The 12,827-nt window shown below is 75.1% G+C and carries 14 protein-coding genes; 5 read left to right on the top strand and 9 right to left on the bottom strand.

Annotated elements, in window-relative coordinates; translation table 11 throughout:
• Positions 1–6: 6 nt before the first annotated feature.
• Both ispD and RMN56_RS13530 read right to left on the bottom strand, forming a co-directional pair.
• Positions 7–702, bottom strand: coding sequence for a 2-C-methyl-D-erythritol 4-phosphate cytidylyltransferase (ispD, locus tag RMN56_RS13535; protein WP_313724122.1), 696 nt, complete (start codon positions 700–702; stop codon positions 7–9).
• Positions 703–755: 53 nt separating this feature from the next.
• The gene (locus RMN56_RS13530) at positions 756–1,241 is read right to left on the bottom strand and encodes a CarD family transcriptional regulator (protein WP_007073334.1); all 486 of its coding nucleotides are present in this window, start codon (positions 1,239–1,241) and stop codon (positions 756–758) included.
• 327 nt (positions 1,242–1,568) lie between these two features.
• On the opposite strand from RMN56_RS13530, the gene RMN56_RS13525 reads away from it, so the two are divergent.
• The gene (locus RMN56_RS13525) at positions 1,569–2,270 is read left to right on the top strand and encodes a hypothetical protein (protein WP_313724121.1); all 702 of its coding nucleotides are present in this window, start codon (positions 1,569–1,571) and stop codon (positions 2,268–2,270) included.
• 7 nt (positions 2,271–2,277) lie between these two features.
• Here the strand turns inward: RMN56_RS13525 and RMN56_RS13520 are convergent, their stop codons facing one another.
• The 4 genes from RMN56_RS13520 to RMN56_RS13505 form a co-directional block, all read right to left on the bottom strand.
• Positions 2,278–2,898, bottom strand: a complete 621-nt coding sequence (locus RMN56_RS13520; protein WP_313724120.1) for a hypothetical protein — start codon at positions 2,896–2,898, stop codon at positions 2,278–2,280.
• 40 nt (positions 2,899–2,938) lie between these two features.
• Positions 2,939–3,988, bottom strand: a complete 1,050-nt coding sequence (locus RMN56_RS13515) for a type III polyketide synthase (protein ID WP_313724119.1) — start codon at positions 3,986–3,988, stop codon at positions 2,939–2,941.
• 139 nt (positions 3,989–4,127) lie between these two features.
• Positions 4,128–5,294: an acyl-CoA dehydrogenase family protein gene (locus RMN56_RS13510; protein WP_313724118.1), complete on the bottom strand. Its 1,167-nt coding sequence runs from the start codon at positions 5,292–5,294 to the stop codon at positions 4,128–4,130.
• A gap of 43 nt (positions 5,295–5,337) precedes the next feature.
• Positions 5,338–6,093, bottom strand: coding sequence for a methyltransferase domain-containing protein (locus tag RMN56_RS13505; protein WP_313724117.1), 756 nt, complete (start codon positions 6,091–6,093; stop codon positions 5,338–5,340).
• A gap of 45 nt (positions 6,094–6,138) precedes the next feature.
• Here RMN56_RS13505 and RMN56_RS13500 point away from each other — a divergent pair, with 45 nt between their 5' ends.
• The 4 genes from RMN56_RS13500 (at position 6,139) to disA (ending at position 10,814) form a co-directional block, all read left to right on the top strand.
• Positions 6,139–6,978, top strand: coding sequence for a UbiA family prenyltransferase (locus RMN56_RS13500; protein ID WP_313724116.1), 840 nt, complete (start codon positions 6,139–6,141; stop codon positions 6,976–6,978).
• A gap of 141 nt (positions 6,979–7,119) precedes the next feature.
• Positions 7,120–7,929: a hypothetical protein gene (locus RMN56_RS13495; protein WP_313724115.1), complete on the top strand. Its 810-nt coding sequence runs from the start codon at positions 7,120–7,122 to the stop codon at positions 7,927–7,929.
• Between the two features lie 106 nt (positions 7,930–8,035).
• Entirely contained in the window at positions 8,036–9,487 is a 1,452-nt protein-coding gene (gene radA / locus RMN56_RS13490; protein ID WP_313724114.1) for a DNA repair protein RadA, read from the top strand.
• Between the two features lie 142 nt (positions 9,488–9,629).
• Entirely contained in the window at positions 9,630–10,814 is a 1,185-nt protein-coding gene (gene disA, locus RMN56_RS13485; protein WP_262282728.1) for a DNA integrity scanning diadenylate cyclase DisA, read from the top strand.
• Positions 10,815–10,822: 8 nt separating this feature from the next.
• On the opposite strand, the gene RMN56_RS13480 is transcribed toward disA, so the two are convergent.
• From RMN56_RS13480 to RMN56_RS13470, 3 genes are all read right to left on the bottom strand, one after another.
• Positions 10,823–11,578 (bottom strand): hypothetical protein, encoded by a 756-nt coding sequence (locus RMN56_RS13480; protein ID WP_313724113.1) that lies wholly within the window; start codon positions 11,576–11,578, stop codon positions 10,823–10,825.
• 130 nt (positions 11,579–11,708) lie between these two features.
• Positions 11,709–12,272, bottom strand: a complete 564-nt coding sequence (locus RMN56_RS13475; RefSeq protein WP_313724112.1) for a peptide deformylase — start codon at positions 12,270–12,272, stop codon at positions 11,709–11,711.
• The gene (locus RMN56_RS13470) at positions 12,269–12,781 is read right to left on the bottom strand and encodes a glycine cleavage system transcriptional repressor (RefSeq protein ID WP_313724111.1); all 513 of its coding nucleotides are present in this window, start codon (positions 12,779–12,781) and stop codon (positions 12,269–12,271) included. Before RMN56_RS13470 ends, RMN56_RS13475 begins: the two co-directional genes overlap by 4 nt.
• Between the last annotated feature and the right edge of the window lie 46 nt (positions 12,782–12,827).

Here is a 12,827-nt window from a genome sequence, read left to right as displayed (position 1 = left end):
TACGCGTCAGGCGCAGGTGGCCAGCAGGTGCTCGGCCAGGGCCAGGTCGAACGGGCGGGTGATCTTCAGGGCCAGCTCCGACCCGGGTACGCAGACCACCGGGACGCCCAGTTTCTCGACGAGGCCGGCGTCGTCGGTGAGCGGATCGCCGGCCGCCTCGTGGGCGGCGGTCAGCACCGACCGGCGGAAACCCTGCGGGGTCTGCACCGCGCGCAGGGCGGCCCGGTCGACCGTGCCGAGGACCCGCTCGCCCGCGTCGACCTCCTTGACGGTGTCGACCACCGGCAGCACCGGGATCACCCCGCCGTGGCCGGCGCGGACGGCCGCGGCCACCGACTCGACCAGCGCGGGTGGGGTGAGCGCACGTGCCGCGTCGTGCACGAGGACGATCTGCGGCCCCGCGGGGACGGCGGCCAGCGCGGCGGCCACCGACGCCTGGCGTTCGGCGCCGCCGGGGACGACGGTCACCGGGGCCACCGGCGCGAGCATCAGCCGGACCGACTCGACGTCGGCGGCCGGGGCGGCCACCACGATCGTGTGCACCGAGGGCGCGGCGGCGATCCGGCGGACCGCGTGCACCAGCAGCGGCTCGCCGGCGAGCGGCCGGAGCGCCTTGGGAGCGCCCGGGCCGAGGCGTACCCCGGCTCCGGCGGCAGGAACAAGGACCGCGACGTCACCGCGCGGATTGAGCTGCGCGGTCACGTCGCGGTCCTCGGATTCGTTTGCTACGGGGTGGGTACGACGACTGCTGTGGATCAGGCCTCGGTCAGCACCTTGTCGAGCAGCGTCTCCGCCTCGTCCTTGGTGCTCTTCTCGGCCAGCGCGACCTCGCCGACGAGAATGTCCCGCGCCTTGGCCAGCATGCGCTTCTCACCCGCGGAGAGACCCCGCTCCCGCTCCCGACGCCACAGGTCGCGGACGACCTCGGCGACCTTCAGCGGGTTACCGGAGGCCAGCTTCTCCAGATTCGCCTTGTAACGCCGCGACCAGTTGGTCGGCTCCTCGGTGTGCGGTGCACGGAGCACGTCGAAGACCTTGCCCAGGCCCTCTTCGCCGACCACCTCGCGCACACCCACGATCTCGGCGTTCTCGGCGGGCACCCGGACCGTCAGGTCACCCTGCGCGACCCTCAGGACGAGGTACTGCTTAGGCTCGCCCTTGATGACCCGAGTCTCGATTGCCTCGATGAGTGCGGCCCCGTGGTGGGGGTAAACAACGGTCTCGCCGACACTGAAAACCATAGGTTCGAAACCCCTTTCGCTGTGTCTAGGGTAACACGCTCAGGCACCGATGTCTCACCGCTGTCCTGACCGTTGGCGCAGCTCAGGGGCCCTGTGAGAGGTATTTCTTCAGCTTGACAGGCGGTCAAGCCGATGGTTTCGGCACGCTCCGTGACCATCGGATGACAACCCGGTAAGAGTGACGGAAGCGTTCATATCTAGGGCGATGCGCTCCTTCCATGGTAGCTCTGGAATTCCACCTGCGCCCAGGTGTGGCGGTACGACCACCGGTGCGGGACCCTGGGGATGGACTGACGTCCGCTCACCGAGACGGTTCCTGGGGGTCCGATGGGCATGCCTGACGCTGAAGGCCACGGGCCACCGGACGGGCTCCCCGACCTGCCCCCGGAGTGGGGCCGGGTGGTCGTCCCCGACGACGCCTCGGCACTGGCCGAGGAGGCTCGCCAGGTCCGCCGCGAGCTGCGCCGGGCGAACCGTCCGGCCGGCCGCGGACCCCGCCTCGGCCCGCCCGGCCGGCCGTCGGTCGGGCTACCGGTGCTGGTCCTGCTGGTCGCCGTGCTGATCACGCTCACCGGGCTGGCCGCCGTCACCTGGCCCCGGTCGAGCCGCTCCGGGGGGGCGCCCACCGTGCTGCCGTACCCGACGGCCCCCGTCGGGCCACTGCCAGCCCTCGACCTCGTCGGCCCCGACGACGCGCCGGTGCCGCTGCGCGGCCTGCTGCCCGCCATGATCGTCCTGGTGGACGCGTGCGCCTGCACGGAGCAGGTCAGCACCGCGGCGGCCGCCGCGCCGCCGGGGGTCACCGTGGTCACCGTCACCGAGGACCGCACCGCCGCGGCCGTCACCGCGCCGGGGGTACGGACGCTCGCCGACCCGGCCGGCGGCCTCCGCTCCTACCTGCACCTCTCCGCCCACCCCGGAACGGCCGCCGCCCTGCTGGTGGACCGGCAGGGCACCCTGGTCCGGGTGGTGCCCGAGCTGGGGCCGGTGACGGACTACCGCGACGACCTGGCCCGGTTGGCGGGCTGACCGCCGCTCAGCCCAGCGTGTCCAGCTGGGCGTCGAGGTCGACCCGGTCGTGGAGCGCGACGAAGCGCACCAGGAGGGGCCCGCCGCGGGCGCCCACCACCGAGAACGAGACGGCGTTCGGCTCCTCGCAGCTCAGCACCCGCTCCGTCTCGTCGTCGGCCGAGCCGGTGAGCCCGACGACGACCGTGCCGGGGCCGGAGCAGCGGACCGTCAGCAGGAACTCGGCCGCGTCCGGCGCGTTCGCCATCCGGGTCACCGGGGCATCGCCCGGCATCAGGAGGGACCGCTCCCGCCACACGCCGTGCGTGACCTCGCGCGACCGGGCCAGGCCGCCGGGCTCCTCGTGGACGACCAGGGGCGCGTCCGGATCCGCCTCTGGCCCGGACAGCTCGACCTGGTCCAGCACCCGCCCGGTCCGCGGGTCCACCACCACCCTCGACCCGACGCGGGGGGCGCTCGCGTCGACCCGGATGCCGGGTTCGAGGAAGGCGCCGGTCGACCGGGCGGGGGCGGGGCCGGTCCGCCCCAGCGCCGGCGCCGCCGCCCGCCACCAGGCCGCGCCGGCCGCCAGCGCCGCCACCGTCAGCCCGGCCAGCAGCGCGCGCCGGATCCGCTCGTCGGGAGCCACGCGCAGAGCGTATCGGCGCGGGGCGCCGGCCACCGTCCCGTCAGTCGGTGCGCTCCAGCAGGGCGGCGTAGAGCGTGAGGCCCGGCCCGAAGGCCAGCATCACCACCCGCTCCGGCGGCGTCGCGGCCCGGCGCAGCCGGTCCAGGATCAGCAGCACCGTCGGCGACGAGCAGTTGCCGTGCTCGTCCAGGACCGCCCGGGACGCCGCGAGCGCCGTCGGCGGCAGGGCCAGCTCCCGCTCCACCACGTTGAGGATGCGGGGGCCGCCCGGGTGCACCGCCCAACCGTCCACCTCGTCGCGGTGCCACCCGTGCCGGGCCAGCAGGTCGTCCACCAGCCCCCGGACATGGCGCGAGAGCACCTGCGGCACCTTCGGTGACAGGCCCATCCGGAAGCCGGTGTCGGTGACGTCCCAGGTCATGTGGTCGGCCGTGGAGGTGTCGGTGACCGAGGTGACCTCGCGCAGCGCGTAGCCCCGGCCGCCGGGGACGACCACGGCGGCGACCGCGGCATCCGAGAACAGCGCGTGCGAGACGATCTGCTGGGTGTCCACCCGGGCGCCCGGCGGCTGGATGTGCAGGCTGGTCAGCTCCGCGCAGAGCAGCAGCGCGGGACGGTCCCGGGCCGTGACGAAGTCGCTCGCCGCGCCGAGCCCGGGCAGGGCCGCGTAGCAGCCCATGTGCCCGACGAACATGCGCTGGGTGTCCGGGGCCATGCCCAGGTCCCGGGCGAGCAGGATGTCCAGCCCGGGGGTGGCGTACCCGGTGCAGGAGCAGACCACGAAGAGGCCGACGTCACCGGCGTCCAGACCGGCGGCGGTCAGCGCCCGGCCGACCGCCTCCTTGCCCAGCGGCAACGCCTCGACCTGGTAGCGCCGCATCCGGCGCTCGGTGGGCCACTCGGAGACGTCCTCCAGCAGCGGGTTCACCGCCGCCTGCCGCCGGGACACCCCGGAATTGGCGAAGATGCGCTCGGCCAGCGCCCGGGTGGTCCCGGAGAAGTGCTTCGCGAAGAACCCCTCCCACAGCTCGTCCTGCGCGGCGGACGGCGGCTGCGCCGTACCCAGGCCCGCGATCACCGGCACGCCCATGTCCCCCACCTCTCGTCCCGCAACCCCACGCTTCACCAACGAGCCCCGCCCGCTTCCGACTGCGGGCCCGGCAAAAACCGATTCACCAAGCCGCCCTCCGTTCGCGACCGCGCTCGCAAGACCGGCTCACTCCTCCCGCTCACCACCGGGGCGTCGCGCCGTCGCGGTCCGGATCGCCGCCGAGCGCGGCGATGCCGAGCCAGTCGGCGCAGACGTCGGAGGTCGCCGGGTGCAGCGAGCCGCACCGGGCGTCCCGGTAGAGCCGCTCCAACGGATGCCCCCGCCGGGTGGCCGAGGTGCCGGCCGCCTCCAGCATGGACCCCGCCACGTCGGCCGCGGTGGTGCCGGCGAGCAGCTTTGCGCGCCACACCCAGCGGTTGGTCTCCGCGTCGCCGGGCGCCTCGTCGACCCGGCGGGCCGCCTCGGCCACCACCAGCTCGGCCGCCGCGACCGCCGCGTCGGCCCGGCCGAGCCGGGCCCGGACCGCCGGCAGGCCGGCCAGGTCGCGGGCTTTCAGGTGCTCGGCCGCGGCGTCGATCGAGGCCCGGGCCACCCCGACGTAGACGGCCGCGTAGCTGGCCACCAGCCAGTGCGGCATGAGCTGGGCGACCACCAGGGCCAGCCCCTCCACCCCGCCGAGCAGCCGGTCGGCCGGCACGGTCACGTCCAGGTGCACGTCGTGGGAGGAGGTGGCGCGCATGCCCAGCGAGTCCCAGGTGGGCTCGACCGTGATCCCCTCCCCGGCCGGCACCAGGAACTGGGACACCACCGACTGGTCGGTGGCGCTGCGGGCGGCCACCAGGTAGCCGTCCGGGTGGCCCGCGCCGGAGCAGAACGCCTTGCTGCCCTTGAGGTGCCAGCCGCCCTCGACCGCCTCGTAGACCGTGCTGAGCTGGGACAGCCGGGCGCCGGCGCCACGTTCGCTCATGGCCACCGCGTACCAGGCGCCCTCGGCCGCCGCGCGGAGCAGCCGGTCCCGGGCGGCCAGCGCCTCGTCCGGTACGCCGAGCGTCTCGGCCAGCTCCTCGTTCACCGCGCCGAGCGCGCCGGTGACCGAGGCGTGCATGTTGAACACCAGCGCCGTCGCGCCGTTGCCCCGGGCCAGTTCGGTGGCGACCGCGGCGTACTCGGCGAAGGTGGCACCCAGGCCGCCCAGCTCGCGCGGCACCATGAGCCCGAAGAGGCCGGCCGCCCGGAGGTCGGCGAAGTCCTCGACCGGGAACGAGCCGTTCCGGTCGTGATCGGCCGCGCGGGCGGCCAGTCGCGGCGCCAACCTGCGCGCCGCCTCCAGCGCGTGCACAGTCATGTAGCCCCCTTCTCGGCGTCCCCTTTACCCCGGGCGGCCCGCGCTACCCGCTCCGGTGCCCACGGCCCTGGTAGAGCACGGCGGTCGACCGGGTCGGCACGATGCGCGGCTCCCTCCGGGTGGGACGACCGTCGCCGCGCCAGCGGCGCCACAGCCAGGCCACCGTCCCGCCCAGCTCGGGGCGGACGCCGCGCAGCCGCAGGGCCACGCCGTGCCGGGCGCACTCGGCGACCAGCGCGCGGGCGTCCACGAACAACCGTGGATCGTGGATGCCGCGCGGCACGGTGGGCAGCCGCTCACCGAGCTCCACCGCGACCAGCCGGGCCAGCAGGGTGTCGTTGAGCGTGTCGAGCACCAGCAGGCCGCCGGGCCGCAGCAGCCGGCACGCCTCGGCCACCGCGCGCCGCCAGTTCGGCACGTGTTCCAGCAGCTCACCGGCGGAGACCACGGCGGCGCAGCCGTCCGCGAGCGGGACCGCGGTGGCGTCGCCCTGGATCACGGTCACCCCGTGCGCGGCGGCCTGGTCGAGGGCGGAGCGGGTCAGGTCGACCCCGATGTGCCGGTAACCCTTGCCGGCCAGGTGGGGGGCGAGCAGGCCGGCGCCACAGCCCAGGTCGACCAGCAGCGCGTCCCTTTCGGACGCCGGCGGCACCATGGCCGCACGGGCCCGGGCCAGCCAGTGCAGCATCGCGAAGGCGCCGTCCGGTCGCCACCACTCGCCGGCCAGGTCGTCGTACTGGCGGGGATCGTTGGGCGGCAGCACCCGGGGTGGGGTGGACACCGGTGCCGCGTCTCGCATGGACCGAGCGTGGCACGACTCCCCGGTAACGACCAGACTTCCCTTATGTCGATGTCGGTGTTAGGGCTGGTCAGGGCGAGCCACCCGGAACCGGCCGCCGCGGTGACCGTGGTGGCCGGGCTGCTCGCCCGGGCGGTCGGGCACGGTGCGGGCGGGGTCGCCGCCGTGTCGCTCACGGTGCTGGCCAGCCAGCTCGCCGTGGGCTGGAGCAACGACCTGATCGACGCCGACCGGGACGCCACGGTGGGGCGTACCGACAAACCGGTGGCCACCGGCGCGGTCTCGCGGCGGGTCCTGGCCCGCGCCACCGTGCCGGCCGCCGTGGCCACCCCGCTGCTGGCGCTGGTCGCCGGTCCGGCGGCGGCGCTCTGCGCCACCCTCGCCCTGGTCTCGGCGCTGCTCTACAACTGGCCGCTGAAGTCGACCCCGGTCTCGGTGCTGCCCTACGCGGTCTCGTTCGGCGCGCTGCCCGCCTTCGTGGTGCTGGCCCTGCCCGGCACGCCCGCGCCGCCGGTCTGGCTGGTCGCCGCCGCGGCGCTGCTGGGCGCGGGGGCGCACTTCGCCAACGTGCTGCCGGACCTGGCCGACGACGCACGGACCGGCGTCCGCGGGCTGCCCCACCGGTTGGGACCGGCGGGCAGCCGGGCGGCCGCCGCCGGGCTGCTCCTCGCGGCCACCGTCGCGCTGGTCGTCGGGCCACCCGGACGGCCGTCGTGGGCCGGGCTGGCGGCGGTCGCCGCCGCCGTCGGGGTGCCGGCCGTCGGCTGGTACGTCGGACGCACGGCGACCGGGGCCGGCGCCCGGCCGGTGGCCGCCTTCCGGGCGGTGCTGGTCGTGGCGCTGATCGATGTGGTGCTCCTGGTGGCGAGCGGTCGGGTGGTCTGACCGGTCCCCTGGAAGGTGGCATTACCGGGTCGGCGTGCGGGCCTCGATCAGCTCCAACTACCCTGGAGCGCGGTCTGCGCGGGTATGGCCACCCCGTGTCCGGCGTCCGGCCGGGTGGGGATCGTGACGAGGAGGACCGACGTGACGCGCTCGATCAGGGGTTCCCGGCCGGCGGCCCTGTTGCTGGCCGGTACGGCGGCGGCGGCGAGCCTGCTGCTGACCGGGTGTGGCGCCGGCCAGGTGGCCGAGACCGCCAACAAGATCCCGTCGGTGCAGGGCGTCAACGTCCAGACCCCCGACAACCTCTACAAGGTGCGCGGCCTCTACCTGGAGTTCCCCGGCCCCGAGGGCTACAAGGCGGGTGCGCAGGCCCGGGTCAACGTCGTGGTCTACAACGACAGCCGGGAGCCGGTGACCGTGACCGTCACCACCGACAGCGCCCGGGAGATCGTGCTCAGCGGCGCCGGGACCGGCAGCGACGGGGCCACCCCGACCGGCTCGCCGACCGAGCCCGCCTCCGCGTCGCCCACCGCGACCGACCCGAGCGCCTCGCCGAGCCAGTCGCTCGGCACCGAGGAGTCGCCGTCGGCCAGCGGCTCCGCGTCGGCCAGCGGATCGGCCTCGGCCAACCCGTCGCCGTCCACCAGCCCGGCGCCGGCCGGCCAGCCGGCCCGGTTCGAGATCCCGGCCCTGGGTTACCTCCCGCTCACCAGCAACAGCCCGCAGTTCCTCCAGCTCGTCGGGCTGAACCAGGACCTGCTCGTCGGCCAGCGGGTCAACCTGACGTTCGACTTCGGCGGCGGCAAGGTGATCAAGACCGGTGCGGCCGTCGGCGTCCCGCTGACCCCGCCCGCGCCCGCCTCGCCGGTCGTGCAGCCGCGCGAGGAGGGTGGCGCCGGGCACCCGGGTGGCCTCGAGGAGGGCGGCAACGAGGGCGGCGGCCACAGCTGACCGATCCCGCGATCGTCGACGACACCGCCGCCGTGGCCAGCGCCACGCCGGCGGTGTCGCCGTTTCCGGGTGGGCTTTCGTCGTACCGCCCGGTTAGCGTCCTGGGGTGACCACGTCCCGATCGCCCTCGCCCCGCGCCGCCGCCGGTCGCGGCCGCGCCGCCGCCCGTGAGCCCCGCCCGGCCTACGAGTGCGACGCCTGCGGTCACCAGCCCCCCAAGTGGGTCGGGCGCTGCCCGGAGTGCGGCGAGTGGGGCTCGGTGGTCGAGTGCACGGTGAGCGGCCCGCTGGTCTCCGGCCGGGTGGTCAGCTCCCGGATGCCCGCCGAGCCGGCCCGCCCGATCGCCACCATCAGCGCCGCGCCCGCCCGGGCGCGGGCCACCGGCGTCAGCGAGCTCGACCGGGTGCTCGGCGGCGGCCTGGTCCCCGGCGCAGTGGTGCTGCTCGCCGGCGAGCCGGGGGTCGGCAAGTCCACCCTGCTGCTCGACGTCGCCCAGCAGTGGGCGGCCAACGCGGGCAGCCCGTCGCTGGTGGTCAGCGGTGAGGAGTCGGTCAGCCAGGTGCGGCTGCGCGCCGAGCGGATGGGCACCCTGCACGACCAGCTCTACCTGGCCGCCGAGAGCGACCTCTCAGCGGTGCTCGGCCACCTCGACGCGGTGAAGCCCGGGCTGCTGGTCCTCGACTCGGTGCAGACCATCTCGACGACCGGCACCGAGGGCGTCCCGGGCGGGGTCACCCAGGTCCGGGCGGTCACCGCGGCGCTCGTCGCGGTCGCCAAGGAGCGCGGCGTCGCCACCGTGCTGGTCGGGCACGTCACCAAGGACGGCCAGGTCGCCGGCCCCCGGGTGCTGGAGCACCTGGTCGACGTGGTGCTGCACTTCGAGGGCGACAAGCACTCCTCGCTGCGCCTGGTCCGCGGCGTGAAGAACCGGTTCGGCGCGGCCGACGAGGTGGGCTGCTTCGAGATGCACGAGGGTGGCATCAGCAGCCTGGCCGACCCGTCCGGCCTGTTCCTGACCCGCTACTCCGAGCCGGTCCCGGGCACCTGTGTGACCGTGGCCATGGAGGGGCGGCGGGCCCTGGTCACCGAGGTGCAGGCGCTGATCGGCGCCACGGTCGCCGGCTCCCCCCGGCGCACGGTCTCCGGGCTGGACGGCGCCCGGCTGGCCATGGTGCTCGCGGTGCTCCAGCGGCGCACCGAGCGGCTGACGCTGCACGACCGTGAGGTCTTCGCCGCCACGGTGGGCGGCATCCGGGTGGTCGAGCCGGCGGCCGACCTGGCCGTGGCGCTGGCGGTCGCCTCCGGCGGGCTCAACCTGGCCCTCAACCCGCAGCTGGTGGCCATCGGCGAGGTCGGGTTGACCGGCGAGGTGCGCCGGGTCGGTGCGGTGCCCCGCCGGCTGGCCGAGGCCGCCCGGCTCGGCTTCCGGCTGGCCCTCGTGCCGCCCGGCTGCGGCCCGGACAGCAGCGGGGTGGCGGCCCCCGGGACCATGAGGGTGACAGAGGTCACCGACGTCCGGGCGGCCCTCCAGGCTGCCGCCCGCGCGTCGGCCGAGTGACCGTCCGTAGGCGTACGGTGGGACCGGCCGGGCGATTCCGGACAGCTGGCGCAGCGGGTCGGCGACGGGGGGAGCCGGACATCGTGACACATCACAGTAACCACGAGAGCACCCACCGCACCGCAGTCCGTAGACTGTGCCCGTGCCGATCGACCGCGATGCCACCAAGCCCGCCGCGACGACGCCGCACGCCCGCACCGGCGCCGTGGGCTCCCCCGCCCGTCCCATCAGCGTGAGCGTCACCGGAAGCGTCGGCGGGGCCGGCGGCGACCCGTTGCGGGCCAACCTCGCCCTCATGGCGCCGGGCACCGCGCTGCGCGACGGCCTGGAGCGGATCCTGCGCGGCCGCACGGGCGCGCTGATCGTGCTCGGCTATGACAAGATCGTCGAGCAGATCTGCACCGGCGGTTTCCCGCTCGATGTCGAGTTCTCCGCGACCCGGGTCCGGGAGCTGTGCAAGATGGACGGCGCCGTGGTGCTCTCCAGCGACGGCACCCGGATCGTCCGGGCCGCGGTGCACCTGATGCCCGACCCGTCGATCCCCACCGAGGAGTCCGGCACCCGGCACCGCACCGCCGAGCGGGTGGCCCGGCAGACCGGCTACCCGGTCATCTCGGTCAGCCAGTCCATGCGGATCATCAGCCTCTACGTGAACGGCCAGCGGCACGTGCTGGACGACTCGGCGGCGATCCTCTCCCGCGCCAACCAGGCGCTGGCCACGCTCGAGCGCTACAAGCTGCGGCTGGACGAGGTCTCCGGCACGCTCTCCGCCCTGGAGATCGAGGATCTGGTCACCGTCCGCGACGCCGTGGCCGTGGTGCAGCGGCTGGAGATGGTCCGGCGGATCGCCGACGAGATCGCCGGCTACGTCGTGGAGCTGGGCACCGACGGCCGCCTGCTCGCCCTCCAGCTCGACGAGCTGATGGCCGGGGTGGACGCCGACCGCACCCTCGTCATCCGGGACTACCTGCCGGTGGGCCGGAAGTCGCGCACCCTCGACGAGGCGCTGGTCGAGCTGGACCTGCTCAGTGCCACCGAGCTGATCGACCTGGTCGCGGTGGCCAAGGCGATCGGCTACCCGTCCGCCTCGGACGCGCTCGACGCCGCCGTGAGCCCGCGCGGCTTCCGCCTGCTGGCCAAGGTGCCGCGGCTCCCCGCGGCCGTGGTCGACCGGCTGGTGGTGCACTTCGGCAGCCTCCAGCGCCTGCTGGGCGCGACCGTGGAGGACCTCCAGGCGGTCGAGGGGGTGGGCGACGCCCGCGCCCGGGGCGTGCGTGAGGGGCTGTCCCGGCTCGCCGAGGCGTCCATCCTGGAGCGCTACGTCTGACCCTCGGGTCAGCCGGTGATGGTGAGCTTCACGGGCTCGCTGAGCTTGGTGCCCACCCGGGCGAAGAGCTGGTACGTGCCGATCGGGGCGTACGGGCCGGCGGCCACGCCGTTGGCGCAGCGGCTCACGTCCCGGCCGTTCCAGCCCAGCTCGTAGGAGCGCTCGAAGTTCGGCGTGAACGACTGCACGTCGGAGCCCTTGCCGGTGCCGCAGGTGTCCGAGGACCACACCTTCGCCGCGCCGGCCTTGATGTAGAGCTCCTGCAGGTCGGCCCCGACGTCCCGGCTGCACGTGCGCTCCGAGATGTTCTTGACCCGGAGACGCAGGGTGACCACCGTGCCCCGCTGCGCGGAGGCCGGCAGCGCCACCGGGGTCACCTGGATCTCCGAGTCGGCGCAGGTGCCGTCGTCGGCCACCGGGGCGGCCGGCGCGCCACCGTCGTTCGTGCCGCCACCGTTCTGGCCGCCGCCGTTGTCGGTGCCAGTGCCGCCACCGTCGCTCGTCCCGTTGCCGCCGCCCGACGCGCCCGGGGTGGGCGACGGGCTGGTGGACTGCGGGGTCAGCAGCGAACCGGTCGGCCCGGGAGCGGCCGCCGACGGCGAGCCGCCCGCATTGCCCCCCGCGTTGCCCGACGGGGTGTCGGTGCGGTCGGTGCCGGTGCACGAATAGAGCAGGACAATCAGGAAAAGCAGCCCGGCTCCGAAGACGACGGCTCGACGCCGCCAGTACACGGCGGGAGGCAGTGGGCCGACCGTCAGACGCATGATGCGTTCACCGTAGCGGCGCGACGCCCGGCCCGCCGGTCCGACGCGCCGAAGGGCCCTCGCCCGGGTTCCACCGCGCTCCACAGAGGACGGCGCAGCTCGCTGAGCGGCGCTATCCGGCCGAGGCCGGTCAGAGGTAGACCTTGCGCTGGTAGACGGCGTGCGCCCCCGCCACCCGGTCCAGGAAGAGCAGGCCGGCGCAGTGGTCGATCTCGTGCTGGAGCGCCCGCGCCTCGAACCCGTCGGTCACCAGCCGCACCGGGTCACCGCTGCCCGGCAGGACCCCCTCGACCACCAGGCGGCTGGCCCGCTTCACGTCACCGGTCAGGTCGGGCACCGACATGCAGCCCTCCCGCCCGGCCTTCCAGCGGCTCGCCTCCACCACGGTGGCGTTGCACAGCACGAACGCGCCGTGCACGGTGACGGCCTTCGGGTGCCCGGTCACATCCACCGCGAACACCTGGGCGCTCACCCCCACCTGCGGCGCGGCCAGGCCCACGCAGCCCGGCGACACCCGCATGGTGGCGACCAGGTCGGCGGCCAGCTGGACGACCTCGGCCGAGGTCGGGTCGACCGCCGGGCCGGGCCGGCTGAGCACCGGGTCGGGCGCGGCCACGACCGGGCGTACCGCCCCGGGGACGTCGAGCTTCTCCGGTGTCCAGCCGCCCAGGCCGGCGTATTCCTCCGCGGTCACAGGAGGTCCGTGTCCGCCGGGCGGAGGCTGACCCCCACGCCCAGCTCCGCAGCGGTACGGGTGAGCCGGCCGGCCACCTCGTCGGCGCTGCCCGGCGGCAACTCGACCTCGGCGACCACCACGTACAGCGAACCGGTCAACCGGGTGCTCAGGTCGGTCACGTTGCCGCCCGCGTCGGTCAGCACCCGGGTCATCGCCGCCACGATGCCCATCCGGTCCGCGCCGTGCACCGCCATCACGTACGGCTCGCCGCCGGGAGCGGTCTGCCCGTCGGGGGTGACCGCGCGTACGGTGGCCAGCAGCTGGCCCTCGGCGGCGAGCGGGGCCAGCGCGGCCTCGACGTCGGCGGCGGCCGGACCCACGCAGATCAGGGTCATGGCGAAGTGTCCCCGCAACCGGGTCATCGTCGAGTCGGTGAGGTTCGCCCCGAGCCGCGCGAGGACCTCGGCGACGTCGGCCACGATGCCCGGCCGGTCCCGGCCGATGACGGTGATCGCGAGCTCGTTCATCCGGACATTCTGCCCCGTTGCCGCCGGCCGGCCGCGACGGCCCGCC

The organism is Micromonospora halotolerans, assembly GCF_032108445.1.
Lineage (GTDB): Bacteria > Actinomycetota > Actinomycetes > Mycobacteriales > Micromonosporaceae > Micromonospora > Micromonospora halotolerans.
The sequence above is the reverse complement of the archived record's forward strand: the minus strand, read 5'-3'. Positions and strand labels throughout refer to the sequence as shown.

What these genes read in the sequence shown, in the direction of transcription:
- RMN56_RS13500 (WP_313724116.1), top strand. Translation starts at nt 6,139, where the DNA reads ATGTCGATGTCGGTGTTAGGGCTGGTCAGGGCGAGCCACCCGGAACCG.
- RMN56_RS13510 (WP_313724118.1), bottom strand. Translation starts at nt 5,294, where the DNA reads ATGACTGTGCACGCGCTGGAGGCGGCGCGCAGGTTGGCGCCGCGACTG.
- RMN56_RS13505 (WP_313724117.1), bottom strand. Translation starts at nt 6,093, where the DNA reads ATGCGAGACGCGGCACCGGTGTCCACCCCACCCCGGGTGCTGCCGCCC.
- RMN56_RS13530 (WP_007073334.1), bottom strand. Translation starts at nt 1,241, where the DNA reads ATGGTTTTCAGTGTCGGCGAGACCGTTGTTTACCCCCACCACGGGGCC.
- RMN56_RS13470 (WP_313724111.1), bottom strand. Translation starts at nt 12,781, where the DNA reads ATGAACGAGCTCGCGATCACCGTCATCGGCCGGGACCGGCCGGGCATC.
- RMN56_RS13480 (WP_313724113.1), bottom strand. Translation starts at nt 11,578, where the DNA reads ATGCGTCTGACGGTCGGCCCACTGCCTCCCGCCGTGTACTGGCGGCGT.
- RMN56_RS13525 (WP_313724121.1), top strand. Translation starts at nt 1,569, where the DNA reads ATGGGCATGCCTGACGCTGAAGGCCACGGGCCACCGGACGGGCTCCCC.
- RMN56_RS13515 (WP_313724119.1), bottom strand. Translation starts at nt 3,988, where the DNA reads ATGGGCGTGCCGGTGATCGCGGGCCTGGGTACGGCGCAGCCGCCGTCC.